Raw genomic sequence first — 25,055 nt, 5'->3', positions numbered from 1 at the left:
AGAAAAATCCAAGAATTGTCTCTTAGCTACTGTCCGGCTAAACAGGACCACCCCAAACAAGCCAATTGACGAACTGGAAACAAGGTATGAAAAGTGGCTTTACGTGCTCAAAAATTTAGCCCGGCTAGACCAGATCCCCGAACGATTACAGGAACGAATTTTTACAAAACTTTTTCAGGTGGCCGAATTAGCACAGTTCAACGAGACCGACCGGTGGGCGTACCAGGACAGCCTGAAACACTACCGGGATTTGAAAAATGTAACCGACACGGCCACCGAAGAGGGATATCTCGAAGGTAAAGCTGAAGGATTAGCTGAAGGTAAAGCTGAGGGATTAGCTGAAGGACTGGCAAAAGCCAATCGTGAAACAGCACTCAATGCAATTCGTCAAGGCCTTGATAACACTCTTATTTCGGCATTGACGGGCTTAACCGAGTCAGAGGTTGACCAGTTACGCGCTGCTTACTAGGCCGTCCGCTTGCGATACACGTGCGCCAGCATGTGCATACCGGCCCATTCGTGAATGCCAACCAGCGTCATCACCAGTGCACATAAAATCGGTTGCGTTTCAGCGAAGTGACGAACGGGCAAAATGACAGAAAGGTAGGCTAGAACAATGGTCGATTGAAACATGGTGTAGGTTGGCGCGTGTAGGGATAAAGTACCTGTACGTACTTCCCGGTATACCCTAACAAAGGCATAAACAATCACACCTGTGAAGATGCATAGTATGCCAAAGAATGACAGCACACTTGCGCGGTTCATCTGTGCGGAAAACCAATCGAACGGGAACGTGCGAACGATTCCGTAGCAAATCGTCCAAATCAGCAGTGTATAGCCTAATCCGGGTAGCTGGAATGCTTTTTTGAACGCATCCTTGTATACCCGTGAATTGGTATTCGCCTGCGTCTTCTGGTAATTCTCCTCCATTTTTAACAGCCCTTTCCGCCCACCAAACGAACGGTGCACATCCTGGAGGGCTACCTCAAACGGCACGTTTTGCCCCATCTTATCCGAAATGGCGTCCACGTAATGATCGGTCAGCTCGGCGATGAGGACGTTGTTGAGCAGCCAGTTATCGCTGCGCAGGTGCTTGTCGATGAGCGTCAGTTGGGCAGGCGTGAGCATGGTTAGAGAGCTGGTTTTGTCGTAGCGAAAGCGGGAGCAAGGATCGTTTGCAGGTTCTGCATAAACGCCATCAACTCATCGACTCGGTTTACGGCTTCAGTCTTGCCGGTTTTGGTTAACGAATAGTATTTGCGCGCCCGCCCGTCGACCACTTCGGTTTCGGTGGTGAGTAATCCTTCGGCTTCGAGTTTATGCAGGGCAGGATACAGCGCGCCTTCGGTAATAGCCACGCCACCCGCTGTAATGGCCTTCACCTGCTGCGTGATCTCGTAGCCGTACATCCGCTCGCGGTTTTCGAGCAGTTTCAGGATAATCACCGATAGGCTCCCTTTCAGTAACGGTTGATTCGCTTTGTCAGTCATGACCCAAAAGTGCATAAAAAAAGTATACCTACAAATTATAGGTATACTTTTTTTGAGGGCATTGACCAGACTTACTCGATTGCCTCTATAACGTACCTGATTGTGTTGAAAACAGCCGTATCGCCCACCCGTTTGCCACGCAACGCCACCCCGATTGGCGAGGCGGCTGATACGGCCATGTACTCAGTGCCATTCAGCGAAATACGACCGGCACTGATGCTGATAAAGAACGTACCCCGCCCGGTCCTCACGAGGCTTCCCGCCCGAACGAGCGGTGCCGGGGCCAGATCGATATGCTCCAGTTCCTGCTTCATCCGCTGGGCGTCGGCCAGGAGTTGAGCGTGACGGTCGCGTTCGAGTTGTGCCATTGCCCGCCCGGTCTCGTACTTGTCGCCCGCCGAGCTTTTCGACTCTGAATTGGCCGACTCCTGCGCCGCCCGCATCGCTTCCGTGGCCGTGTCGATGCGTTGCTGCACGTAGGCAAGGCATTGGTTATAAAGAGACTGTTTGGTCATCGTGTGATGGCTGGGTATGGTAGAGCGTTCAGTTTGTGTACAACAAAAAAACCTGACAAACTGCTCACGTGGAAAGCGAGCAATTTATCAGGTTCATTGTACTTTAAACTAAAAGAGCAGTACCCTACAGTTTTTCTTTCACGACCGCCGCGTCTTTTTTGGCCTGGTCTTTCACCATTTTCTTATCGGCCTGATAGGTCTTCTTGCGGTCAGCTTTCAGCGCTTCTTTGTCACCGTTCATCTTGTCGGCCTTGCGGTCGGCTTTCAATGATTTCAGCTCCTCTTTGTCGGCGGCCACTTCTGCTTTTTTCTCGGCGGTTATTACTTTTTTAGCCGCTTTGTTGTCCTGTGCGCTGGCTGCGCCAACTACCGATAGGGTAAGGGCCAGTGCCAATACAAATGCCTGTTTCATAATCGTTTCGTTTAACCTGGTTTACGCGTCGTTCAACTGAACGTACCCACATGGGTCAGCTATGGTGAGCTCGCATGGTAAAGCTACCGGGCTCTGGTTAAAGGGCCGTGAAGCAGCAGTTAAATGACAGTTAAATCGATTATGGGCAACGTACCAGGCTATTTCAGCACCGGACCGATCACGCTTTTCCAAACCTCATACCCTTTAGGGCTCATGTGCAGGCTGTCGGCTACGAACAGTTCGGGGCGGGGCTGACCGTTGGCACCAAGCATGGGTGTATACACATCGGCAAACGACGTGTTTTTCTGGCCGGCAAGGTATTGCCTGATCATGTTGTTTGCCTCGACGGTGACGGGCATAAACTGCTTCCGCGCCGGGCTGGGCTTCACGGCAACGTAGGTGATCGTAGCGTTGGGAAGCTGCTTACGCATCAGCATAAAAAACGTCAGAAACTGGCTGTAGACATCCCTGGCGGTTTTATTGTTCTGGCCAATGTCGTTGTCACCTGCATAGAGCACAACCTGTTTTGGGTTGAAAGGCAGGATGAGGCGGGGCATGTACTTAATCACGTCGCCCAGGGTAGAGCCGCCAAAGCCGCGTTGAATGATCGGCTTACCCGGAAAGGCTTCTTTCAGGCCGTTCCAGAGTCGGATCGACGAACTGCCTACGAACACGATGCCGTTTGCTGGTGGCGGCGTGGTCTTGTCCTGGGCCTCAAGCGCCGCAATGTCGGTTTCCAGAGTGGCTGGCGTTTGCTGAGCCCACGTTGGCACGGTCAGCAGCGTGAGCAGGATTGCCAGCGAAAAGAGTGTATTTTTCATACTTGAATGGATTTGTTTGATAGTAAGACTAATTCGGGAGCAGAACGTTTAAGGATGGGGTCATTAGGTTGGCATTCATTGTCATTACGCTACGCTGTCATTCATCGTTTTTACTATAAATGACAGCGTAGCGTAATGACAATGAATGCCAACCTAATGACGCCGCAGGCAAATGACTACTTAATGACAGCGTAGCATTAAATGAACTGCACGACACTTTCGAGGCCCATGCCGCGTGAGCCTTTGATCAGGATGTGCGTATCGGTCATGGGGTTATCAGCGATCCAGTTATGAAGCGAGAATTTGTCGGGGAAATAATACGCTTTCGGCAGCGCTGGCAGAGCATATTTCATGTCTTTCCCGGCCAGAATAACCAGATCGAAATCCTGTTCGGCTACCAACGTACCCAGTGCAGCGTGTTCGGCGGGGCTTTCATCGCCCAGTTCATACATGTCGCCCAACAACACGGCTTTACGCGGAGCGGGTCCGTCGTTGGCATGATGTTGACCAAACTGCCTGATCGCGGCCGCCATTGAACTGGGGTTGGCATTATAAGCGTCGAGCAGGATCGTGTTGGTGCCTTTTACCACCACCTGCGAGCGGTTGTTGGTTGGATTGTAGGCCGCTACAGCCGCGTTGGCGTCGGCTTCAGGTACGTTGAAATGGGCACCGATGGCCAAGGCAGCGGCTACATTCTCGAAGTTATAGCGGCCCGGCAGGTGCGTTTGTACGGTTGCACCAGTGGCCGTACGATACACCGCAACAGGTGCTTCGAGCAGCAGTTCAGGCTGGTTGTTGGTCAGGTAAAAAACGGTATTGATAAACGTCCGTTCGGCGTGCATGGCCATCAGCGTTTCGTTCTGGGCGTTCACGAAAACGGTTCCGCCCGTTTCGGCCAGGTAGTCGAACAGCTCACCTTTGCCTTTTCGTACACCCGCCAGTCCACCGAACCCTTCCAGATGGGCTTTGCCTACGTTGGTAATCAGGCCGTGGGTGGGCTGACAGATCCGGCTCAGCATGGCAATCTCCTGTTGATGGTTGGCGCCCATTTCCACAACGGCCATCTGGCAGGTGGCGGGATTGATGCGCAGCAACGTCAGCGGAACACCAATGTGGTTGTTGAGGTTGCCTTTGGTGGCTTCGGTAACGTACCTGCGGCTCAATACGGCGGCAATCAGTTCTTTGGTGGTCGTTTTGCCGTTGCTGCCCGTCAGGCCGATCACCGGGCAGGTGAACTGCTGACGGTGGTGTTGGGCCAGTTCCTGAAGGGCTACCAGCGTGTCGGCCACCAGCAGGCAACGCGGGTCGGCGGCGGCCACGGCTGGATCGTCGACGAGTGCGTAACTGGCACCCGTAGCCAGTGCCTGCAAGGCGAATTCGTTGGCGTTGAAGGTATCGCCGCGCAGAGCGACGAACAGGCAATTGGGGGTAATTTGCCGCGTATCGGTAGATACGCCGCTGCAAGTCAGAAATTTATCGTAGAGGAGGGTTGTTGATGTCATAAGTGGCCCCTGATTTCGTTCAAAAGTAAGATGAAAAACTGGTTTACGACGGTTCTGTACTTGCTGGCAGTAGGGGGATCACTTTCGCGGGTGATGGCGCAACGCATTTCATTTGAGTATGATCAGCGCGCCGCCGTCACCGTCTCGGGTCGGGCGTTGCCCAATGCCTGGGCGGGTGGCCTGAACACCTGCCAGTTCAATACGATTTCGCTCAACAGCGACGCACGCCCCGATCTGGTGGTGTTTGACCGGACAACCGATAAGATCAGTACGTTTCTGGCGGCGAGCGATGCCAGTGGTGCCTTCGTGTGGCAATATGCACCGCAATACGAGCGGCAATTTCCGACTGTCATCAACTGGCTGGTCCTGGTCGATTATGATGGTGATGGCCGAAAAGACCTGTTCGCCTCGGCTCCGTCGGGTGCGCAGGTATGGCGAAACGTATCGACAACTTCAGGTACGTTGAACTGGCAGTTGATTGCCTCGCCGATTTATCAGGAAGGGTTATCGGCCCGGACTAATCTATATGTGGCTGGAACGGACACGCCAGCGATTCTGGACTACGATGGCGACGGTGATGTTGACGTGGTCGCGTTCGATGTAGGCGGCGATTTGGCCGTTTACTACCAGAACATGAGCAAGGAACGCAGTAGTACCGTTGCTCCCGCCGGGCTGGATTTCAAGCGAATTGGCATCTGCTGGGGCAATTTCCAGAAGACGTTCTGTAACGATTTTCAGTTTGGTGTCAATTGCAGCGTTGACGGGAGCGGACGGACGGGATTGCCCAACGCCCGCCCGTTGCATACCGGGAATGCCATATCTGTTTTTGACACCGATGGCGATGGGTTGAAAGAACTGCTGTTTGGGTACGTTACCTGCTCGAATGTAGCGGTGCTGTATAACCGGACGACCAACTCCGCCAAAGCCGATTTCTATAAGTTCGATGCCGATTTTCCGGCGAAAAAACCGATTCTGCTGCCTGCCTTTGCTGCTACTTTTTTCGAGGATGTCGACGGCGACGGACGGGCTGATCTGCTGGCTTCGCCGAGTGTCTATGCCAACGATGGCAACGTGTTCGATTTCCGGGCATCGAATCTGTTCTACCACAACAACGGCACGGCGACAAAACCCGATTTCCAGTACGTAAAAGCGGATTTTCTGCAAAGCGACATGATTGACGTGGGCGAAAATGCGGCCCCAGCCCTGGCTGATCTGGACGGCGACGGTGATCTGGACCTACTGGTGGGGCATAGCGGCTCGATCGGCGCGAAGGGGTTCAGGGCGAGTTTGTGGCAGTTCGAAAACAAGGGTACGGCCACCAACCCGGCCTTTGCGCTCGTGACCACCGATTACCTCGGCCTCTCCCTGTCTGACTCGCTGACCAACCTGCGCCCAACCTTTGCAGACCTGGATGGAAATGGCTCGGTTGACCTGATACTGACGGGCAGCGGTGCTACCGGATCGGTGATTCAGTGGTGGCCCAATGCGGCGGCTACAGGAGCAGCGGTCCAGTATAATCGGTTGGCGGTGAAGGCGTTGACCTTACCTAACTCGGTGGGCTATTCGAGTAGCGAGGCCGTTACGTTTACCGATATCGATGCCGACGGAAAGCTCGATCTGCTGGTTGGCGGTTCGGCGGGAAACATCACATACCTGCGCAATACCGGTACGTTGGCGGCCCCGGCTTTTCAGCTTCAGATCGATTCGTATGGTGGCTTTGGCGTTGATCTGCTGGCGCGGAACCCGTCGCTGACCATGTTTGATATGAATGCTGACAAGCAGCCCGAATTGCTGGTGGCTACGCGGGCTGGTCGGCTCAAATTATACCGTCCGCCCACCCAGCCCACGCAGCCAGGTACGTTGCTGGATACGCTGGGTACGTTGGGTTACCCCGGCATTGGCCTTTCGGTGGCAGCGGGTGATCTGGACGCCGACGGCCTGCCCGACCTGGTTGTCGGCACGGCTTCGGGTGGGCTGCGGTACATTCGAAACACGTCGGAAAAGGCGACTGTGCTGGCCGTTGAGGAAGCCGGGAAACCCTGGGTATTTCCAAACCCCACCGACAGATACGTTACCATCCGGTCACCACATCCGGGCCGGGTGGATGTGCTGAGTCTGGACGGCCGCCGGGTGATGGTGCCGCAATTGGTGGCCGGGCAAATCGACACGCTGCTGGATCTGGCCCTGTTGCCGGGCGGTGTTTACCTGCTTCGGCTCACAGCCGAGGATAAACCAACAAAAGTCAGTCGGGTGGTGTTAGCTCGCTAAACACTTGACGACTATGAACAACGACGACGACGATCTGGATCTGAACATTCCTGATCAGCAACGGGGCGATATGCCCGGCGATGATGTCAACGGGGCCCCGGCCATCTATGCTGACCTCGGCCTCGATGGCCAGCCCGATAACATGAATCCCGGCAACGAAGAAGCGTCCGATACGATTTTGTACACCGACAACGCCGTAGCTACCGACATGACCGATATGGTGTCGGAAAGAGCGAGCTACGACAGCGACCTGCCCGCCGACCTGTACAATGACCTCGACAATGTAGATGAGGCGCAGATGCAGGCTGAAGTGGATCAGCTTTCGGATGAAGAAGGCAACGAAGTTTAGTAAGATGCCCTTCCCAAATCGGGAAGGGCATCTTTATTTAGGGCAGGAGCGAGGCTTATCCGTTGCAACGCTATAGCGGCGCTGAACCAATTCCACTGGCTGGTTAACAATTTCTTAATGGGCTGATCGGCGTACTCCTCTAAACAATAGGCAACTTTGTAAACGATTAACCTATTGAGAGCAAGCCTAATTAACTCACTATCTGTATGTTCGGCTTAGAGACCGGCATTTTCGTTCTTCTGGCCCTGTGCCTTTTAGCGGCCTGTGCCTTCGAATTCATCAACGGCTTCCACGATACGGCCAACGCCGTGGCCACTGTCATCTACACCAATTCACTGCAACCCACCCAGGCCGTGGTCTGGTCGGGCATCGTCAATTTCATCGGTGTCATCACCGGCGGGGTGGGGGTGGGCATGAGCATTGTCAACCTGCTGCCGGTGGAGCTGCTCATCGACCAGAACGTCTATCACAGCATTGCCATGGTGCTGGCGCTGCTGTTTTCGGCCATCATCTGGAACTTCGGCACCTGGTATTTTGGCCTGCCTGCGTCGAGTTCGCACACGCTGATCGGGGCAATACTGGGCGTTGGTCTGGGTTACGCCTTGCTACCCGAAAACACGATGGGCGTGGCGGCGGTGAACTGGGATAAAGCCAAGGAAGTGTTTGCGGCCTTGCTGCTCTCACCGCTGATCGGGTTTAGCCTGGCCATTGTGCTGATGTTCACGTTGCGCCGCACGTTGAGCAAAGGCCTACGAAAACAGTTGTTCGATGAGCCGCATCCGGGTCAATTACCACCGGGCTGGGTACGTATCCTGCTGATCATCACCTGCACGCTGGTGAGCTTCTTCCACGGCCGCAACGACGGGCAGAAAGGAATCGGGCTGGTGATGCTCATCCTGATCGGGGTGCTACCGACGTATTTCGCCATCGATACACGACTCGATATCAAGCAATTACAGCCTGATCTGGCGGTTGTTCAGCAAAAAGTGGGCATGATCGACAAGAGCCAGTTGTCTACCGTCGATCTGGATCGGATCAAGACCATCGATGTCAGTCTGGCCAGTTTACAACCAGCCATTACAACCGGTAAGTATGAACAGAAAGACGCCATTCAGATTCGGAAAGCTCTGCTGACTATTAGCAGTACGGCCCGTAAACTGATGGATAGCGATGCCGTGAAAATGAGTGTTGCGGATCGGTCGGCCCTGTCGAAAGCGGCCACTGTGGAGGAGGTCGGTTTGCGCAAGTTTACCGATCATGCGCCGTTCTGGGTTATTCTGATGATCTCGCTCTCACTGGGCTTTGGCACCATGATTGGCTGGAAGCGGATTGTGGTGACAGTAGGCGAAAAGATCGGCAAGTCGCACCTGACCTACGCCCAAGGGGCCTCGGCCGAGTTGGTTGCCGCCGCTACTATTGGCCTGGCTTCAGGGTTGATTCCAGACTTTAAAGCGCCGGTGAGTACCACGCACGCCCTGTCGTCGGGTATTGCCGGGGCCATGGTAGCCAGCAAAGGCATCAAGAACCTACAAGCCAAAACGGTGCAAAGCATTGCCCTGGCCTGGGTGCTGACCTTACCCGTTGCGGTTATCCTTTCGGCGACTCTATTTATGCTCTTCCGCTGGCTGCTGGGATAGTCTTTCGATACACCTGGTTATTGTCCCTGTTTACGCTTTCTGAACGAAGGCTTGAGCAGGGATTTTGTTTTTATATTACCCAAACATTACCGTAATGTTAACAACATAACAATCTGTTAATATTGATTCAACCGTTCTGACCGCTAACGTACTCAATTTTGCACCACTCAATCATGAGTAAAATTCGTAACTAACTTGTAATCTGTATGTTCGGCTTAGAGACCGGCGTTTTCGTTCTTCTTGTCTTCTGTTTACTGGCCGCCTGTGCCTTCGAATTCATCAACGGCTTCCACGATACGGCCAACGCCGTGGCCACTGTCATCTACACCAATTCACTGCAACCCACCCAGGCCGTGGTCTGGTCGGGCATCGTCAATTTCATCGGTGTCATCACCGGCGGGGTGGGGGTGGGCATGAGCATTGTCAACCTGCTGCCGGTGGAGCTGCTCATCGACCAGAACGTCTATCACAGCATTGCCATGGTGCTGGCGCTGCTGTTTTCGGCCATCATCTGGAACTTTGGCACCTGGTATTTTGGCCTGCCTGCGTCGAGTTCGCACACGCTGATCGGCGCGATTATCGGGGTTGGTCTGGGTTATGCGCTATTGCCTGAGAATACGGCAGGCGTAGCGGCGGTGAACTGGGATAAGGTGAAAGAAGTATTCTCAGCCTTGCTGCTCTCACCGTTGATCGGGTTTAGCCTGGCCATTGTGCTGATGTTCACGTTGCGTCGTACACTGAGTAAGCAGATACGCAAACAGATATTCGATGAACCAACGCCGGGTCAGACGCCGCCGGGCTGGATTCGTATCCTGCTGATCATCACCTGCACGCTGGTGAGCTTCTTCCACGGCCGCAACGACGGGCAGAAAGGAATCGGGCTGGTGATGCTCATCCTGATTGGTATTCTACCCACGGTCTTTGCCCTCGACACCAACCTGGATATAGCTCAGTTGAAGCCCGATATGGCTAAAATTCAGCAGATTACGGCCCGGATTGACACCACACAACTGTCGGCGGTTGACATTGAGCGTCTACAGGCAATCAATACAAGTATGGCTAATCTGGCTCCTGTAATTGCGGCCAACACGTATAAAAAAGAAGACGCCCTGCTGATGCGGAAAGCCCTGCTAACCATCAGCAGCAACAGTAAAAAACTTATCGCCAGTGATGCTGTGAAGCTTAGTGAAGCCGACAAAGCAGAGCTTAAATCGGTGGCTGTAGTCGAAGAAAAAGGCATCCGCAAGTTTACCGATCATGCGCCGTTCTGGGTTATTCTGATGATCTCGCTCTCACTGGGCTTTGGCACCATGATTGGCTGGAAGCGGATTGTGGTGACAGTAGGCGAAAAGATCGGCAAGTCGCACCTGACCTACGCCCAAGGGGCCTCGGCCGAGTTGGTTGCCGCCGCTACTATTGGCCTGGCTTCAGGGTTGATTCCAGACTTTAAAGCGCCGGTGAGTACCACGCACGCCCTGTCGTCGGGTATTGCCGGGGCCATGGTAGCCAGCAAGGGCATCAAGAACCTACAGGCTAAAACCATTCAGAGCATTTTACTCGCCTGGGTGCTGACCTTGCCAATGGCAATTTTGCTTTCGGCCACCCTGTTTCTGCTCTTCCGCTGGCTGCTTGGCTAATCGAGTTCCGTCAATCAACGTGCTGATTCTCGCCCTATTTTTGACGAACCATCACTGTAACAGCTAGTTACAGTGAGGTGTTCCATTGTGAGTGCCCTACCAATATGAACCATGAAGAGGATAAAGATACACCCGTTCTGGCTGGTCGTGCTACTGCTTTGTACCAGGCAGGCAGTGGCTCAACAACAGGGTAATTTATCGGAAAGTAGCATCGACACGTCGCGGCAAAAAGCGTTGCAGTCCATTGTCAATAAGTACGAATACGTCAACATCTCCGGCTACATTCAACCACAGTTTCAGCTTGGTGAAACGCAGGGGCAACGAAGCTTCAACGGGGGCGATTTCCCTGCGGGCGTTGAGAGCAGGTTTAGCGTACGTCGGGGTCGCCTTCGTATTGATTACGCCCATTTCGACGAGCAAAAACGCCCAACGGTGCTGTTTGTCTTTCAATTCGACGGAACGGAGCGAGGCATGCAAACCCGCGATTTCTGGGGCCGCTACTACGAGCACAAATTCGATCTTCTCCACATTACGGCGGGTCTGTTTGCCCGTCCTTTCGGCTTTGAAGTTAACTACGGATCGGGTGACCGGGAATCACCCGAACGGGGGCGCATGTCGCAACTACTGATGCGCACGGAGCGCGATTTAGGGGCTATGCTGACAGTTGAGCCTCGAAATCCGGCACATCCACTGCGGTTTCTGAAAATAGACGCCGGGTTATTCAATGGCCCTGGGTTGGCTAGTGTCAGTGACTACGACGGGCATAAAGATTTCATCAGCCGCCTGACCATTAAGCCGCAACTGTTGACGAAATCGGGCGTGCAGTTAACGGGCAGTGTATCTGGTTATTGGGGCGGTATTGGCCAATACACAAATGAAATTTACCGGATGAACGGCCCCGCCGATGCCCCCGCTTTCGTTGTCGATGGAACCGTTGTTGTACCCGGAGCGATAGCACCTCGCCGATATTATGGAGCCGATGTTCAACTCCGGATTCCAAATAGGAAAGGGCGCACTGAATTGCGGGCCGAATATATTCAGGGTACGCAAACGGCAACCAAGGCCAGCACCGAAACGCCGGGTATTGTTCCAAATCCGGTGTCGGCACCTACAGCCAGCCCGTTATACGTTCGGCAGTTCAACGGGGCGTATTTCTATTACCTCCAGCATCTGGGCAGTGAGAAGCACCAGTTCGTCGCCAAATATGACTGGTACGACCCCAATACGCAGGTGGCCGGTAAGCAGATCGACGGAAAATTTGCCTGGGCCGATATTCGGTACAACACGCTCGGCCTGGGCTATCTGTACTACGCCAACAGTAACCTGAAGCTCGTTGTCTGGTACGATATACCGGTCAATGAAACCACAAGCCTACCCGGTTTCGAAACGGACGTACCTGACAACCTGCTGACAATCAGAACCCAGTATCGGTTTTGAGGTTGATTGGTTATTAGTTGATTGGCTCTGCTCAGGTACGTAATTGTATAGAGCGGAGCCAATTAACCAATAACCAATAACCAATCAACCAATAACCAATCACCTACCAGGTACCAGCAGATTGGTGTCGGCCATCCAGTCGGCCATTCGCTGGGGCCAACTGTGAATCGATGCTAACTTCGACCGGTCGCCCATATTGAAGCCGTGTTTCCCCTGCGTGTAGATATGCACTTCGATCGGCACGTTGGCGGCCCGGTACTTTTGAAGCAGTGAAACGATCGGCCCTGAACAGCAGAGGTCATCATTGGCGGCGAGCATAAAAGCTGGCGGGGCATCGGCTGGAACTGTTTCGGGAACACCCAGTGGGCCGGGGTAGATCAGTAGCTGGAAAGCAGGCTTGCCATCCAGCCGATCGATAGGATCGGGCGCGTCGGGGAGACCTTTGCCCGGCGCATAAGCAATCATTTCAGCTACTTCGCCACCCGCCGAAAAACCCAGTACACCGAGCCTGTTTGGATCGATGCCAAACTCACTGGCTTTACTTCGAACAAGTCGCATGGCGCGGTAGGCATCTTCGCGTGGGTGTTTGTCGAGCGAGTAGGGTGAGTTCTCTTCGCGGGCCAACCGATATTTCAACACAAAAGCGGCTACGCCAATGCTGTTCAAAAATTCGGCGGGCTGGCGCCCTTCAGCATTAAATACCAACTCCCGATGCCCCCCGCCAGGACAGATGAGCACGGCCGCCCCGGTGGCCTTCTCTTTGGGTGGCAGATAAACGGTGATGGATGGGTTATTGATGGAACGTACCCAGTAGTCTTTAGCCTGTTCGGGTTCATTACGTCGGCTTTCGAAACCCGGAGCCCCATTGGGCCAAAGAGAAATCTGAACCGGAGCCGACTGCGCCGACGCTATTTGACTAGCTGCGGTGCCCAGCAAAAAGCAGATCAGATAAGCAGACAGGAGGCGATAGGTTGCGTTCATAAGGTCAGGCGTTACACCCTATAAGCGTTAACCTAATCTACTTTACTGACCACAGAGCAGGCGGATGACCTATATACTCGGCTGGAAGTTATGGCTGGGCTATACGACTTATGCACAACTTCATCGTTAGTACCAGACACCATCTCGACAGCCTGGTACTCAAGAGCCGGTGGCTCTGGTTCTGCGTAGAATCGCTGCTCAATCGCTTTAAATGACGTATATTGCTATACGCAAATAAATAGAATCGCTAAACTATCTCTTAGGAGACAGGCTGTAGGCCAATTCATTGAATGACTGATTTCAACGTTGATCTGACAAACTGCGAACAGGAGCCCATCCATATTTTAGGCCATATCCAGTCGCACGGGTACTTAATTGGTTTATTGCCTGATACATATACGGTTGTCCATGCCAGTTCGAACGTACCTGACCTGCTTGGGCAGCCAGTCGCGGATATACTCGGCCAGCCGCTCGACGTGCTACTGGCCAAAACGGACCTGCCCGCGGCAACTTTGGTTGAATTGCTGAACGTAGGTCGCCGCAACGAGTCCTGGGAAAATATTAACCCGCAGGCGATCCGGCTTAACGACCAGACCTGGAATCTGATCATTCACGAACACAACGGCCTGTTACTGCTTGAATGGGAGCCGGCCAGCGCTTTATCGCAAACGCCCCTCAACCAGCGCCTGATTGCCGAATCCCTCAATGAAGTGCAGGCAAGTCGTCAGCTTATTGATCTGTTGCAGAACACCGCCCGGCGGGTTAAAACCATTATTGGTTTTGATCGGGTCATGGTGTACCGCTTTGCTGCCGACTGGCATGGGCAGGTTGTGGCGGAAGAAAAAGAGGATTACCTCGAACCGTTTCTGGGCCTTCATTATCCTGCTTCGGATATTCCCAAACAGGCCCGCGAGCTGTATAAAGCCAATTTGGTGCGGCTTATTACCGATGTTCATAGTCCAACTGCCGCTATCCTCTCGCAAGCAGACTGGCCCGCCGACCAACCCGTTGACCTGACGTATTCAACGCTGCGGGCCGTTTCGCCGGTGCATATCGAGTACCTGAAAAACATGGGCGTGGGTGCTTCCATGAGCATTTCACTCCTCTACCGGGGCGAACTCTGGGGGTTGATGTCGTGTCATCATTATTCGCCTCGCTTTGTAGACTACAGTTCACGGCAGGCCGCCAAATTCGTAAGTCAACTGCTCTCGGCGGCGCTCGAGTTCAGAAAAGACGAAGAAGATCAGTCGCAGTTCAGGCTGGTTGTCGAACATGGTAAAAAACTGCACGAGCACCTTCTCGCCGATGAGGATATTGTTCGGGCGCTCACCCGGCATTCGGTAACAGCCCTGGACCTGACTAATGCCAGCGGGGCCGTGTTGCTGTTCAACAACCAGCAATATCGGATGGGCGAAACGCCCGATGAACCGGCCATTCGTGACCTGATAGACTGGCTGAAGGCGACGGATACCGACTCTTTTCTGGAGACAAACAAGTTGCCTGGCCTGTACCCCAATGCTGAATCGTTTCGGGCGGTGGGTGCCGGCCTGTTAGCGATCGTCTTGTCGAAGGAAATGAACGAGTACCTGCTCTGGTTCAAGCCAGAACAGGTGCAGCAGGTAACCTGGGCGGGTAATCCAGACAAGCCCGTCACCGTCAGCGAGGATGGACAGGCCCGGATCAGTCCGCGTAAAAGCTTTGCAGCCTGGACCGAACAGGTTCATAACACGTCTGAACCCTGGGCAGAAGCTGAAGTGGCTGCGGCGATCAAGCTCCGGGAAGATATTCTACAGATCGTTACCCGCCAGGCCAACGAAATTCGGCAGCTTAATCAGCGCCTACAGGCTGCCTACGAAGAACTGGATGCGTTTAGCTATACCGTCTCCCACGACCTGCGCACCCCGTTGTCATCCATTCGGTGTTACGCCGAGATTCTGCTCGAAGAATATGGGAACGACCTCAACCCGGATGCCCGTGTGCTCTTTCAGAAGATTGTGGATTCGACCGATCGAATGCGGGCGCTGATCCGTCATATCTTGTACTACTCACGCATGGGCCGCACCGAAATCAATGCAGAGTCCATCGACATGAACAAGCTGCTTGAAGACATTCGGGAAGAAATATTGGTTACCGAAAAAGATCGGACACTGACGATCCAACTCGCCGATGTGCCACCCCTCACGGCCGACTCGATCATGGCCCGCCAACTGTTCACCAATCTGTTGTCGAATGCCGCCAAATACACCCGCCTGGTCCCCGAAGGCCGCGTTCAGGTGAGTGGCCAGCAAACAGAGCAGGACGTGATTTATTCCGTGTCGGATAACGGAATCGGGTTCGATATGAAGGAAGCTGGTAAGCTGTTCGACCTCTTCAAGCGGTTGGAAAATGCCCGTTCATTCAAAGGGTCGGGCGTTGGGCTAGCCATTGTCAAACGCGTTGTGAACCGTCATGGTGGCAAAATATGGTACCATAGCGAGCCGAACCGGGGGGCCACGTTTCATGTTTCGTTTCCGATTGTTCAGTTGAATGAGAGATGATTGATATTTTGTATATTGAAGACAATGAGGACGACGCCGATATTTTTAGTCGGCTGATCAAAAAGCTGGACCGCCCCATTAAGTACACCATCCTGCGTAGCGGTTCAGAAGCCGTTAATTACCTCTCGGGGCAGGGCCGTTACGTTGACGAAGAGTCTCCCCTGCCCAAACTGGTTTTGTTAGACCTGAACTTGATGGGTATGAGTGGATTCGATGTGCTGGACTGGGTACGTTCCTCCGAGAAGATCCGCTGGCTGCCCGTCGTTGCATTCAGCACCTCCGACAGTCCGTCGGACATTCAGCAGGCGTATGCTGCCGGCATCAATGCGTACATTGTTAAACCGGGCAGTTACCAGGCAACGGGTGCGCTGCTGCAAGGGCTTTGCCAGTTCTGGCTGGCTGATAATACCCGCACCGACCACACATGACTCCATTGATTGACCGACTGCGGCAAGAGACCCGCCCCCTGCACGAGCAGACAGAGCAGTTGCTCTATACGGATGCCCTGCGCAGCGGAACACTCACCACCGATCAGTACACGCATTTGCTGCTGATTCACGGCGCGTTCCATCAGGCACTGGAGGAGGCGATTGACCGTCAGGCTGCTTTTTTCTCGGACTACGAACCCGATACACGCCGAAAAACACCGTGGCTTCTGGCCGATCTGGCGCAACTTCAGCGCGTGCCGCCAACAATGCCGGACCTATTTGCCAACTGGTCGCCCGCCGGGCTGTTGGGCGCTGCCTATGTAGGAGAAGGGTCGATGCTGGGTGGAAAAACGGTCTGGCACTACCTACAGCAAAGCCCGGCCCTGCAACCGTTGCTGGATCAGGCTCGCTTTTACCGGGGCTACGGGGCCGAAACAGGAGACAGATGGCGCTCGTTTATCGCTTTTTTGGCCAAGCAGCCAGACAACCACCCCGCAGTGGTCGACGGAGCCAGACGGGCGTTTATACTCTATGCCGACTTGTTTGACCATACCTGCAGTAACGTACCCAGTCGTCAGACCGCAGCCTGATAAACCGGCAGAAAGACGGAAAAAGTGGTGCCTTCGCCGGGAGTGCTGCTCACATCAATGGCTCCGTTGTGGCTCTCGGCAACCCGCTGGCAGATAGCCAGGCCAATGCCCGTTCCGCTGTAGGCCGTAGAATCGTGTAGCCGCTGAAAGAGCTGGAAAATACGATCCTTGTATTTTTCGTCGAAACCAAGGCCATTATCGGATACCGTAATCAGCCAGTAGGGCATTGATTCAACCAGTCCGCTGGGCAGTTCGTCGGACTGGGCCACGCGGCAGTCGATCCTGATAACGAGCGGGTGCGTTTTACGCCGGAACTTGATGGCGTTCACGATCAGGTTTTGCATCAGTTGCCGCAGCCGGGATTCATTGCCCAGAATGGTCGGCAAGGCGGCCACCTGTAGGCTGGCGTTGGCTTCATTGATCGAAATTTCCAGATCGCTGATCACATCGGTGACCACATCGCCCAGGGCAACGGGCTGCTGCGGATCGCGCCGGGCAGTTATTTGTGAATAGGCCAGCAGGTCTTTCACCAGTTGCTGCATGCGGCTGGCCGATTTCTGAATACGCCGGGTCATGTCGCGTTCCCCATCCGACAGGTTATCCTGAAACTGACTTTGGAGGATATCGCCAAACGCCTGAATCTTGCGCAGGGGTTCCTGCAAATCGTGGCTGGCCACATAGGCAAACGATTGCAGGCTTTCGTTCGACTGTTGAAGCGTCCGGTTCAGGGTTTCAAGCTCATGCCGATACTGCCGGTCGGACGTAACATCAACCGCCGACATCACCACATCACCTCCCGCCCGGGCGATGGTGATCACATAATGCCTCCGGTTGTGGGTAAACTCAAACACGTCAGGCTCTCCCGTTTCAATGACGCGAACGTACCTGGCAAACTCCTCGGTACCGCGCGCATCAGGCCGAAGGGTCAGGAACGTTTGACTAAGCATCGCATCCGCCAGTGTCCCCCAATTTACAGTAGCTTGAAAGTTAGCGCGAACTGCTTGAAAATCAATAATATAATCCCGTTCGTCGCGGATCGGTGTATGCAGCGAAATGGCCGTTTGTGAGTGATCCAGGATAGCCTGGAGCACCTGAGCCTGTCGCTGCTGGTCGAGTTGGTCTTCCCGCTGGGTAGTAACGTTGTTGAACGTCAGCACAATTAGCTCGGGTGCCTGCTTGACAACAGACACCTCGAACCAGCCTTTGAATCCGTTGACATCCTGATAATAGTATTCAGCTTTTTCAGACTGGCCCGTGTCGGCTACCCGAGCATAAAGGGCAAAAAAACCGGACTCAATATTGCCGGGAAATACATCCAGCAAATTGCGCCCTACCAGTTCGTCGGGTGTTTTAAACAAACTGTTCATGACCGCCTGATTGGCCGTTTCCATCCGAAAGTCGATGATCTGCCCGGTCTCGTCGCGAATGGCCCGCATCAGCAGAATACTATTCAGCGAAGCGTCCAGCGTAGCCCGAATCTCGGCTGTCTGTTGCCGGGCCTGTAGTTCCGCGCTTTTTCGGTCGTTGATGTCGATGAGTGAAATAACCAACCCTGCGCTCAAGGGCTCGGCAGTAATCAAGTACCAGCCGTTGTGAGTAGCTGTATAAAGAGATACTTCAAACGTAGCTGCCTGACCGGTTTCGATCACATCGACGTATCGGTCGAAAAGAGTGTCTACGTTGGCCAAAGTAGCCAGGTCGGTCATTCGATGCCCAATGATCCGATCAATGGGCTGACCAATAAGCTCACTCATCTTAACGTTGACAACCCGATACACAAAATCTATAATCTGCTTCTGCTGCGAATCTGTGGTGGTTATGCGTACTGGCTCGCAGTAGGCCAAACAACCAGGTGAGGCGTTGAGTACGCCCTGCAGCAGCGTTACATCCGTAATTGACGATGGCACCGACAGAGAACTATAGTTTATACTACGTTGAATGTGATCGAACACTGGAAAACACCTGGAAAGACACTATACATAGAAGCAAGGCAAACGCAGTAAGCAAAACTAATTGAAAAGCCTGCAAGAATCTACAGTAAGCGCTGGCTGGATCAACTATGCCTTTTTTATACAGCTACGTTTGACAACGCTATACTACGCACTGGTTGTTGTATTCACAGCGGTTCGCTGATAATCATCCGTCTAACTTTATCGACTGGGAACGAACGGCGAATTTTTACCTGAACGTGGAGTATGAGTTAGACAACGGCTGTCGTGCTCACGACAGGCGCTGACCCCTTCGGTTAGTTTGTCGCTGCAATCTATGCCAGGCCCAGCTCGACATCAAGCTCAGGTACGTTGGCCTGCTGGTATTCGAAGCAGCAGGGTCAGGAACGAATCTGGATTATAATGGCCGTCTATTTCCTTGACTATCTGTTATATAACTATTTTTCCTGTCACCCACAGGGCTATCCTGATTGATATCGTTGGTGACCACGCTGGACAACGATCCGCAACAGAAGTAGATCGACTTCGATGGACAGCTTGTGAACGTACCTGACAGCTATTGAAAGATGAACATATAGCTGGCTGGCTTCGCAAACAATCCAATCATTTTCACCCTTACAAGGCTCATCAACGTAGTAAAAACAATACGTATTGCTACAGATTAAGTACTTACAGGCACTACGGGTTTAAATACTACAATTAATTATCAATTAATGTCGCTTTTTTGTAATTATACCATTGTAAAATTGTACTCTCATTACACGCCAACTGAATTACTAATACGATCTTTACTTGTAAGACTAAGCGAATCCTTTCAACGCGCCTGTCTTTCTTGCTATATGCTGATTACGTACGAGATGAGGCTAACTCGCTATTTTTTAAAATGTGTCTTATTGACACATAACACTATATGCAACTCGTGTTTGGAAAATCGATTGCTACAAAATTTATAACAGGGCCGATCAATTGTAGCATAAAGCAGACCCCGCCGTTCAGTTTCACCCGAACAAGTAGGGCGCAAACCCAGTGCTGTATTTACGTATATATAATACCGTTAGAAATAAGCAATAAAATTTAGTATACCCTAGCTCGCTTTTCAACACTTAAAAATCCAGCCTTATGACTTACCAGGATCCCGAGTTATGGCAGCTATATCGTCAGGGCGATAGAGAGGCGCTAGGCCAGTTAGTCGAACGGTATTATCGCTCGTTGAAGCACTATGGCCTGAAGTTTAAGGTCGACGAGTTTATTGTTGAAGATTGCATTCAGGAGCTGTTTTTACAGCTCTGGCAAAACCGCCTGCATATAAATAAGACCGAGTCTGTTAAACATTATTTATTCAAAGCGCTTCGGCATCACATATTACAATATCTACGCGTACAAAAAAGAGCCACCTTCCAGGAACTGGACTGGGATGATTCAGGGGCAGAAGAAGCAGACTCAGAGTCATTGATGATTCTAAAGGAGTCACTCGATATGCTAACAAACACCATCCAGATTCAACTGGCCTCGTTGCCGGCTCGGGAGCGTGAAGCCCTGTACTTACGCTACTATGAAGGCTTATCTATACCCGAGATTGCTGATGTTATGAACGTAAACCGCCAATCCGTATCTAACTTCTTGCAGAAGGCACTTAGCAAGATGCGCAGTAAATGGCTGTCGCCTGCTTTTTTGACTATTTGTATTCTTTTCAAAAATTTTCTGATGTAGAGAGGGTATAGAGGAGCACGGTCTTCATACTATGAATAAAAATAGTAGAAAAGTACCAAATGGATCTACCTCCCGACTCTTTATCAACCATTGAGGATTTTCTGGAAAACGCTGCCTTTCGGGAGTGGGCTCTAGGAAAGCGCCCTCAGGATCGGTTGTTCTGGGAGCAGTGGCTCTTTAACCACCCAGAGAAAAGAGAGCTGTATGAACAGGCCGTTGCTGCGCTGTTGGTCATTCAGGGCGAACACATTGTTATATCCAGTTTGGAGATAAGTGATCAGAAAGCGACTATCCTAAACCGTTCATCCAGCCAGTTTACTAGTCATCGCCCATCCATCATCTGGCAATGGGGGCGCTGGCTGGCTGCTGCTGCCGTGTTCATCCTGGTTTTATGGTGGCAGTCCGGGGGTACGTTGCCTGCTGAATTTACGAAGTATACCTCTCACTCCGGGCAAGTTGCAGACGATCCAGTCTGGCAAACAGTCAGCAATGGATCGGGTCAGCCATTGGTCGTGTTTTTGCCCGACAACTCATCGGTGTTGCTATCTGCAGGGAGTCAGTTACGGTTTCAAAAGAAGACCAATCACCCACTTCGTGAAGTATACCTACAGGGTGAAGGCTTCTTTGAGGTGACAAAGAACCCGGCCAAACCATTTATGGTTTACACCGCCAGCTTGACCACCAAGGTGCTGGGCACCAGTTTCCAGGTACGTTCTTTTACAGGAGAGACTACCGCTTATGTGAAAGTGAAGACAGGACGCGTAGAAGTCTCTGCCACCAGATCGCAGGCGAAGCCAATTCTGTTGACTGTCAACGAAGAACTTGACGTGAAGCCTAAAACGAAGCAGCTCATCAGGCACGAGCACTTTCTGGCCGACGAAAAGCCGTCGACTATTATGGCGCAGGAATTTACGTTCAATTATACGGCTGTCCCCGATGTCCTGGATAAGCTTGAGGCAAACTACCATATGCCAATTCGCTACGATCGGGCTTTAACAGGCCAGTGCACATTCACCGGAAATCTGGATGATATGCCTTTTCTGGAGAAGATTCGACTTGTCTGTTTAACGATAGATTCATCGTTTGAAGTTATTGATAATCAAGTAATTATTCACAGTAAGGGCTGTAATTAACTAGTTACTATATCCTTGATCATTGTAGACATGACGCTATGAATACACTCCTTATTCTTTCCAACGAACAATACACATGTGTCGCCACGACCAGGTGTAGTTCCTGACTCATTGCTGCCTTTTGCGAGCAGAGACGCCAATGCCATTACAAAATCACAAAAACAACGTACCCAAACTTATGTACTACACTTTACTTGACCGCACTCTGTGGGCCAGGATCATGAAAGTATCAAGCACACAAATTCTGCTTGCTCTGATTCTGACAAACATAAACTTCGCCTTCGACGGCAAAGCCCAGGAACTTCTGGGCCGCCGAGTGACTGTCTCTGCCCAAAACCAGGCCGTTGAGACTATAATCAAACAAATTGAAAAGCAGACCGATGTTCGCTTTCTGTTTAGCCGGGAGATTGCCCAGTCACAGCGAAAAATCAGTTACGAAGCTAAGAACGAGCAACTTTCTTTGGTATTGAGTCAGATACTGACTCCGCTTAAGTTAAGCTTTGAGGTTGTTGGCCAACAGATTGTGATCAAACGGAGCACAACCCCTGTAACCAACCAGCCAGCTACTACGTCTGTTGAGGTAAGCCCCTCTCCTTTAGAGGCACAGGAGGTGCAAATCTCAGGTCGCATTGTAGCCGAGAACGGTGAGGGCCTGCCGGGTGTAAACATTCAGATAAAATCCACAAGCCGGGGTACGTCCAGCGATGTAAATGGTAACTATAAGCTTACTGTGCCAGACGAAAAGGCAACGCTTGTTTTCTCTTATATTGGCTATGTGTCTCAGGAAGTACGGGTCGGTTCTCAGAAAGTGATCAATATCACGCTGGTAGCTGATGATAAAACATTGAATGAAGTAATTGTAGTAGGTTACGGTACCCAGCGCAAGCGGGATGTAACAGGTGCAGTTGCCACAGTCACCGAGGCTACGTTGAAAGAAGTGCCGGCACCAAACCTGCTTAACCAGCTTAAAGGACGGGCAGCGGGTGTATCCATTGTTAGTAACGGCTCTACGCCCGGCAGCCAGGCCTCTATTCGTATTCGTGGTAACCGCTCGCTTACAACTGGTAATGGTGATGGGCTCGATGGTCCTCTCGTTGTGGTCGATGGTATTCCGTTCGGGGGGTTGAATGATATCAACCCAGACGATATTGCCAACCTCGAAATATTGAAAGACGCGTCGGCAACGGCCATCTACGGTTCGAGGGGCGCGGGTGGTGTGATCCTGATTACGACCAAGCGGGGTAAAATTGGTAAACCCATTCTATCGTATGATGGCTATCATGGTGTGACAAGCATCATGAGCAAATATAACGTCATGAATGGAGCACAGTATGCTAAGTTCAAAGACGTTGCCGCCGCCTTGAACACGCAGGGAGCTGGTACAACGGCTTATCCGCTAACGGATGAGGAGCGGACAAACCTGGCCGCCGGTGTTTCTACCGATTGGCAGGATCTGCTGTACAAACAGGGCTTCAATACCAGTCATCAGCTCGGGTTGCAGGGCGGAGTAGAAAATACGCAGTATGGCATAGGCCTGGGCTATTTCAATGAAACGGGTATCATGCCGAACCAGGACTTTCAGCGTATGAACATCCGGGCTACCGTAGACCAGAAACTTGGTAAGCGTGTCAAAGTAGGGTTAAATACCATCAATACGCTCACGTTCAGAAATGACCCTGCGGGTGGAGGTGTTCCAACAGAATTGGTCCGTTTGTCGCCACTGATCAAGCCCTACAATGATGATGGCACGATCCTGCTGAATCCCAAACGGGGCACCATTGAAGCACAGGCAGTAACTCCACTTACGCTCATCACGCGGGGTAACGATATTCTGTCGAACGAGCGTTCGGTCAGAACATTCAACAGCCTGTATGCGGAAGTTGGCATTCTGGATGGCCTCCGGTATCGATTCAATGCCGGTTTGAACTACAGTCAGACTGGTTTCAACGGCTACGGTCCACCAAATACATTCGTGAACACAGGTGTTGATCAAAGTGTATCCAGCGCTGAAATCAGAAATACTGAATATTGGGACGTGAACATGCAGCACCTGCTGTATTACGATAAAACCATTGCCGCAAAACATAGGCTTGGCTTTACTGCTCTGTATGAAATTACCAAGAACCATAACCTGGGCAGCCGATTTACGGTAAAGGGGGTTCCGGCTGATTACATTAAGACGGCCAATTTTGCGCTGGCTTCCGGCACGCCGGTTGCTCCTACAGATTTTGGTAACTCCTTCGGTGAAACGGGACTAGTATCGTACATGGCTCGTCTGAACTATACGTTCAACGACAAATATGTTTTGACGGCTACATTTCGTAGAGATGGTTCGTCGACCTTATCACCGGCCAATCAGTATTTCAACTATCCTGCCATTGGTTTGAGCTGGAACGTCATCGACGAACCATTTATGAGGAGCGTACCCGCGATATCAAACCTGAAAGTGAGAGGGGGCTGGGGTATTTCGGGGAACCGTAACGTAGGGGCGTACGCTACCTTAGGCGCACTGTCGGCAAACTACTATAACTTCGGTACAACCGCGGCAGGTCAGGCGCTTGCCTACACCGTGACCAGCCTGCCAGCCAGTAATCTGGGTTGGCAGTCAACGGCTCAGTCAGACATTGGGTTGGAGATCGGTTTATTCAATAACCGCATCACTGGCACATTTGATGTGTATTACCAGCAGTCAAAAGACATTCTGCTGTCGGTCAATCTGCCAGAAAGCAACGGGGCTAGCTCTACACTGAAAAACCTGGGGAAAACAGAAGGTCGCGGGTTTGAATCATCGCTGACGTTCGACATTTTCAGAAATAAAGGCGGATTTAACTGGAGCACTGATGTAACGTATTTCTTTAACCGGGAAAAAATTACGCAGTTAACTACCCCATCCGAGCTGGATAACAAAGGCAACTTCTGGTTTGTTGGTCAGCCACTTACTGTAATTTATGATTACAATAAAATCGGTATCTGGCAGCAGGCAGATGCCGACAACGGCACCCTGAAAAAGCAAACGTCACCGACGCAGCTTCCGGGTGAGATTCGGGTTGAGGATGTGGATGGTAATGGGATCATTAATGCCGATGACCGCAAAATTATTGGCAATTTCCAGCCAGCCTGGGAAGGTGGTTTGACCAACCGGATTAGCTATAAAGGGTTCGATCTCTCGATCGTAACGTTCGCCCGGATGGGCATGAAAGTGGTTGTTCCGTACTTGTCAGGTACGTCGGGTGGTGGTTCTGGGTTTGGCTTCCTGAATCAGGGACGTTCAAACCAAATAGTAATGGATTACTGGACACCTGAGAACCCAACGAATGCGTTCCCACGGCCTGATGCTGGTGGTGGTGTACGGAACTTTACGTCGACTACGTCGTACCAGGATGGCTCATTCATCAAAATGAGAAGTATCAATCTGGGGTATACGGTAAATACGTCAGTACTGAAAAAGATTGGTGTTACCTCTGCCCGCATTTACCTGAATGCTACCAATCCGTTTATTCTTTACTCGCCACTGGTTAGAGACAAACTGGCTGTTGATCCGGAAGGAAACGGCTACGGTAACACAATTCAGGGAGGTAACTTCAACCGGTTCGTTACGGTAAACCTGAACAACCCACCGGTTCGTCAATACACACTGGGCGTAAATCTTAAATTTTAAG

The 25,055-nt window shown here is 52.0% G+C and carries 20 protein-coding genes; 12 read left to right on the top strand and 8 right to left on the bottom strand.

Features of this window, described 5'->3' with window-relative positions; all coding sequences use genetic code 11:
• Window positions 1-469 (top strand): PD-(D/E)XK nuclease family transposase (locus ACFE8Q_RS27065; RefSeq protein ID WP_375448581.1); only part of this gene is annotated, 469 nt, incomplete at its 5' end.
• Here the strand turns inward: ACFE8Q_RS27065 and ACFE8Q_RS27060 are convergent.
• The 6 genes from ACFE8Q_RS27060 to murF all read right to left on the bottom strand — a co-directional run bounded on the left by ACFE8Q_RS27060 (window position 466) and on the right by murF (window position 4,740).
• The gene (locus tag ACFE8Q_RS27060; RefSeq protein ID WP_375448580.1) at window positions 466-1,128 is read right to left on the bottom strand and encodes a hypothetical protein; all 663 of its coding nucleotides are present in this window, start codon (window positions 1,126-1,128) and stop codon (window positions 466-468) included. The genes ACFE8Q_RS27065 and ACFE8Q_RS27060 overlap by 4 nt on opposite strands.
• Before the next feature lie 2 nt (window positions 1,129-1,130).
• Entirely contained in the window at window positions 1,131-1,490 is a 360-nt protein-coding gene (locus tag ACFE8Q_RS27055) for a PadR family transcriptional regulator (protein ID WP_375448579.1), read from the bottom strand.
• A gap of 71 nt (window positions 1,491-1,561) precedes the next feature.
• The gene (locus ACFE8Q_RS27050) at window positions 1,562-2,005 is read right to left on the bottom strand and encodes a 3-oxoacyl-ACP synthase (RefSeq protein WP_375448578.1); all 444 of its coding nucleotides are present in this window, start codon (window positions 2,003-2,005) and stop codon (window positions 1,562-1,564) included.
• Between the two features lie 124 nt (window positions 2,006-2,129).
• Window positions 2,130-2,417 carry a hypothetical protein gene (locus tag ACFE8Q_RS27045; protein WP_375448577.1) on the bottom strand — a complete coding sequence of 96 codons (288 nt, stop codon included), beginning with the start codon at window positions 2,415-2,417 and terminating at the stop codon, window positions 2,130-2,132.
• Window positions 2,418-2,575: 158 nt separating this feature from the next.
• Window positions 2,576-3,238, bottom strand: a complete 663-nt coding sequence (locus ACFE8Q_RS27040; RefSeq protein WP_375448576.1) for an SGNH/GDSL hydrolase family protein — start codon at window positions 3,236-3,238, stop codon at window positions 2,576-2,578.
• A gap of 197 nt (window positions 3,239-3,435) precedes the next feature.
• The gene (gene murF, locus ACFE8Q_RS27035) at window positions 3,436-4,740 is read right to left on the bottom strand and encodes a UDP-N-acetylmuramoyl-tripeptide--D-alanyl-D-alanine ligase (protein ID WP_375448575.1); all 1,305 of its coding nucleotides are present in this window, start codon (window positions 4,738-4,740) and stop codon (window positions 3,436-3,438) included.
• Window positions 4,741-4,770: 30 nt separating this feature from the next.
• Here murF and ACFE8Q_RS27030 point away from each other — a divergent pair, with 30 nt between their 5' ends.
• From ACFE8Q_RS27030 to ACFE8Q_RS27010, 5 genes are all read left to right on the top strand, one after another.
• A complete protein-coding gene (locus ACFE8Q_RS27030) occupies window positions 4,771-7,008 on the top strand; it encodes an FG-GAP-like repeat-containing protein (protein WP_375448574.1) in 2,238 nt (745 codons plus the stop codon).
• Between the two features lie 13 nt (window positions 7,009-7,021).
• A complete protein-coding gene (locus ACFE8Q_RS27025; RefSeq protein ID WP_375448573.1) occupies window positions 7,022-7,357 on the top strand; it encodes a hypothetical protein in 336 nt (111 codons plus the stop codon).
• Window positions 7,358-7,563: 206 nt separating this feature from the next.
• Window positions 7,564-8,994: an inorganic phosphate transporter gene (locus ACFE8Q_RS27020; RefSeq protein ID WP_375448572.1), complete on the top strand. Its 1,431-nt coding sequence runs from the start codon at window positions 7,564-7,566 to the stop codon at window positions 8,992-8,994.
• Window positions 8,995-9,200: 206 nt separating this feature from the next.
• Complete coding sequence (locus ACFE8Q_RS27015) at window positions 9,201-10,631, top strand: inorganic phosphate transporter (RefSeq protein ID WP_375448571.1); 1,431 nt, start codon at window positions 9,201-9,203, stop codon at window positions 10,629-10,631.
• A gap of 111 nt (window positions 10,632-10,742) precedes the next feature.
• Window positions 10,743-12,068, top strand: a complete 1,326-nt coding sequence (locus tag ACFE8Q_RS27010; RefSeq protein WP_375448570.1) for a porin — start codon at window positions 10,743-10,745, stop codon at window positions 12,066-12,068.
• Between the two features lie 99 nt (window positions 12,069-12,167).
• Here ACFE8Q_RS27010 and ACFE8Q_RS27005 read toward each other — a convergent pair whose 3' ends face one another.
• Window positions 12,168-13,049, bottom strand: coding sequence for an alpha/beta hydrolase (locus tag ACFE8Q_RS27005; protein ID WP_375448569.1), 882 nt, complete (start codon window positions 13,047-13,049; stop codon window positions 12,168-12,170).
• Window positions 13,050-13,339: 290 nt separating this feature from the next.
• Between ACFE8Q_RS27005 and ACFE8Q_RS27000 the strand changes: the two genes are divergently transcribed.
• The 3 genes from ACFE8Q_RS27000 to ACFE8Q_RS26990 are packed head-to-tail and all read left to right on the top strand — an operon-like array spanning window position 13,340 to window position 16,604.
• On the top strand, window positions 13,340-15,586 hold the full coding sequence (locus ACFE8Q_RS27000; protein WP_375448568.1) for an ATP-binding protein: 2,247 nt from the start codon (window positions 13,340-13,342) through the stop codon (window positions 15,584-15,586).
• Window positions 15,583-16,014, top strand: coding sequence for a response regulator (locus tag ACFE8Q_RS26995; RefSeq protein ID WP_375448567.1), 432 nt, complete (start codon window positions 15,583-15,585; stop codon window positions 16,012-16,014). The genes ACFE8Q_RS27000 and ACFE8Q_RS26995 overlap by 4 nt, the downstream gene beginning before the upstream one ends.
• The gene (locus tag ACFE8Q_RS26990) at window positions 16,011-16,604 is read left to right on the top strand and encodes a biliverdin-producing heme oxygenase (protein WP_375448566.1); all 594 of its coding nucleotides are present in this window, start codon (window positions 16,011-16,013) and stop codon (window positions 16,602-16,604) included. The genes ACFE8Q_RS26995 and ACFE8Q_RS26990 overlap by 4 nt, the downstream gene beginning before the upstream one ends.
• Here ACFE8Q_RS26990 and ACFE8Q_RS26985 read toward each other — a convergent pair.
• The gene (locus tag ACFE8Q_RS26985) at window positions 16,589-18,511 is read right to left on the bottom strand and encodes an ATP-binding protein (RefSeq protein WP_375448565.1); all 1,923 of its coding nucleotides are present in this window, start codon (window positions 18,509-18,511) and stop codon (window positions 16,589-16,591) included. The two genes, ACFE8Q_RS26990 and ACFE8Q_RS26985, sit on opposite strands and share 16 nt — an antisense overlap.
• A gap of 1,161 nt (window positions 18,512-19,672) precedes the next feature.
• On the opposite strand from ACFE8Q_RS26985, the gene ACFE8Q_RS26980 reads away from it, so the two are divergent.
• From ACFE8Q_RS26980 to ACFE8Q_RS26970, 3 genes are all read left to right on the top strand, one after another.
• Window positions 19,673-20,263, top strand: a complete 591-nt coding sequence (locus ACFE8Q_RS26980; protein WP_375448564.1) for an RNA polymerase sigma factor — start codon at window positions 19,673-19,675, stop codon at window positions 20,261-20,263.
• 59 nt (window positions 20,264-20,322) lie between these two features.
• Window positions 20,323-21,396 (top strand): FecR family protein, encoded by a 1,074-nt coding sequence (locus ACFE8Q_RS26975; protein ID WP_375448563.1) that lies wholly within the window; start codon window positions 20,323-20,325, stop codon window positions 21,394-21,396.
• 178 nt (window positions 21,397-21,574) lie between these two features.
• Complete coding sequence (locus tag ACFE8Q_RS26970) at window positions 21,575-25,054, top strand: SusC/RagA family TonB-linked outer membrane protein (protein ID WP_375448562.1); 3,480 nt, start codon at window positions 21,575-21,577, stop codon at window positions 25,052-25,054.
• Window position 25,055 lies beyond the last annotated feature (1 nt).

The organism is uncultured Fibrella sp. (assembly GCF_964250085.1).
Classification (GTDB): domain Bacteria; phylum Bacteroidota; class Bacteroidia; order Cytophagales; family Spirosomataceae; genus Fibrella.
The sequence above is the reverse complement of the archived record's forward strand: the minus strand, read 5'-3'. Positions and strand labels throughout refer to the sequence as shown.